General features: G+C 46.1%; 2 protein-coding genes. Both read right to left on the reverse strand.

Translation table 11 applies throughout. The features are described 5' to 3' along the window. Positions 1–167 precede the first annotated feature (167 nt). A complete protein-coding gene (locus tag IQ228_RS25045; protein WP_027401132.1) occupies positions 168–1907 on the reverse strand; it encodes a R3H domain-containing nucleic acid-binding protein in 1740 nt (579 codons plus the stop codon). A 45-nt stretch (positions 1908–1952) separates the two neighbouring features. Next, positions 1953–2172 (reverse strand): LdpA C-terminal domain-containing domain (locus tag IQ228_RS25050; protein ID WP_304511127.1); only part of this gene is annotated, 220 nt, incomplete at its 5' end.

Here is a 2172-nt window from a genome sequence, read left to right on the forward strand (position 1 = left end):
GGGGAGGTAGGGGAGGTAGGGGAGAACAGAAGTTTTTTCCGCTCATTACCCGTCAAAATAAATTTGACGAACTACTAGAAGTATGGCTAACGCCACGCAGGCTATCCCTAAAAAAATCCCCTGAAAAGATGTAAAAACAATCCTTTCAGGGGAAATTTATCAACAACCTACGCCGGGTAAATTCTTAACCGCCGATTAGGTTCGTCGCCAAAACTATCGGATTTGAGGCGATAATGTTCTACCAACTCATGCTGCATTTTTCGCACTTGGGAAGAACGGGGTAGTAACTCCACAGGCTGACCTTTAGGGATGACAATCTGCTCTACAGCAAGTCTAGCTTCCTCCAAAGCGTCCATTTCATCATCACTACCGTTGTGTAATAACAGTTGTAATTCTCGGTCATCGCCAATATCCGGATCATCAATATTCAGTAAGCGGCGGAGACTGCGAGTAATTTGGGGAATTGTACTGGACTTGATCACATGAATGGGTACATGACGAGCCTTAGCCATTTGTCTTAACTTAGCGTGATTTTTGACGTGCGATCGCAATGCCAAAATAGCATCTGCACTATCTAAGTCTTTGGTCAATATCACTGGCAAAGTTAGCACATTAATCACCTGTTCCAATTGGTGACGACTCACCCCATAGGGGTAAATATGCAATGGTAAATCTTCCCCATTGGGACCTGCTTGTTTACGGCTGGCAAAATCAAAACTTTCCGAGTAATTGAAAGATTCATCCAACAACCGGTCAAATTCACTGCGTCCCGTTGGTCTTTCTCTATCCAGAGATAAAGGTGGTAAAGCCACCATTTGTCCAGAAGAACGCCAACCATTAGGTTTAGCAGAGAGGAAAGATTCTTCCACATTAGTAACGTGACCATTACCATTGCCACCATTGACTACAGCCAACTGTCTAACAATACCAACCTTGCCATGATCATCAACAGTTCTAGTTTGTGGAGTAGGTTGACGACCACGTAACAACGTATCAACCGTATCAGCCACAGACTCATGAACTACCCAGCGTTGCCGTTCCAACATTTCCACAGCAATCTCAAAAGTAGGCGGAGCTTTGCGTTCCAAAACCGTCTTTTGCGAACCACGCCGTCTCGCCTCATCATCTCCCAGCGTCACAGCCTGAATTCCCCCAACCAAGTCCGACAGAGTAGGATTTTTAATCAGGTTTTCAATCTGATTACCGTGGGCAGTTCCCACCAATTGCACCCCGCGTTCGGCAATTGTCCGGGCTGCTAAAGCTTCCAGTTCTGTACCAATTTCATCAATGACAATGACTTCTGGCATATGGTTTTCCACAGCCTCAATCATGACTTGATGTTGTAACTCTGGCTTAGAAACTTGCATCCGTCTTGCACGACCAATAGCTGGGTGAGCAACATCACCATCCCCAGCAATTTCGTTAGATGTGTCAATAATCACCACTCGCTTATGTAAGTCATCCGCCAACACGCGGGCGATTTCTCTTAAAGCTGTAGTTTTACCAACACCGGGACGACCCAGCATGAGAATTGATTGACCAGTTTCCACCAAATCGCGGATCATGGCAATTGTTCCGAATACTGCCCTGCCGACACGACAAGTTAAGCCAATAATCTTACCACTACGGTTGCGGATAGCACTGATCCGATGCAAAGTTTTCTCAATTCCAGCCCGATTATCCCCCCCAAAATTTCCAACTCGTTGAATGCAATCATCTATCTGTGCTTGAGTGACCGGTGTTTCGCTCAGATACTCCGCTGCATGGGGAAACCGAGCTTCAGGGCGACGGCCTAAATCCAAGACTACCTCAACTAAAATATCCCCTTTCGGATGATTCTCTAATTTTTCTTGGAGGTCTTGAGGCAAAATATCTAACAACTTTTGGAGATCTTCTGTAATCGTCATGCTTTCTATTGGTGACTTGACGTTTTTAGAGACATGGTTGGAGCGTTACTGCCCAGACTTAATCTGGGAAACGAGAGTATGGGCAAGCCTTACAGCCTCCCACAGTAATTCCGGTTCTTCCTCTAGGCGCATATTGCCTTGATTATCAGTGTTAATCACCTCCTTTTGTTGCAACTGGTCAAGAATGGGTGACAGCAATACACGGGCGTAACTACCATAGGCAACGCCAGAGATAGAGGCAGAGGGGCAGGGGGCAGGGGGCAGG

Source organism: Dolichospermum sp. LEGE 00246 (genome assembly GCF_015207865.1).
Lineage (GTDB): Bacteria > Cyanobacteriota > Cyanobacteriia > Cyanobacteriales > Nostocaceae > Dolichospermum > Dolichospermum heterosporum.

Bases quoted from the DNA above. Each gene is read 5' to 3' on its own strand.
- IQ228_RS25045 (WP_027401132.1), bottom strand. From the start codon at position 1,907: ATGACGATTACAGAAGATCTCCAAAAGTTGTTAGATATTTTGCCTCAA.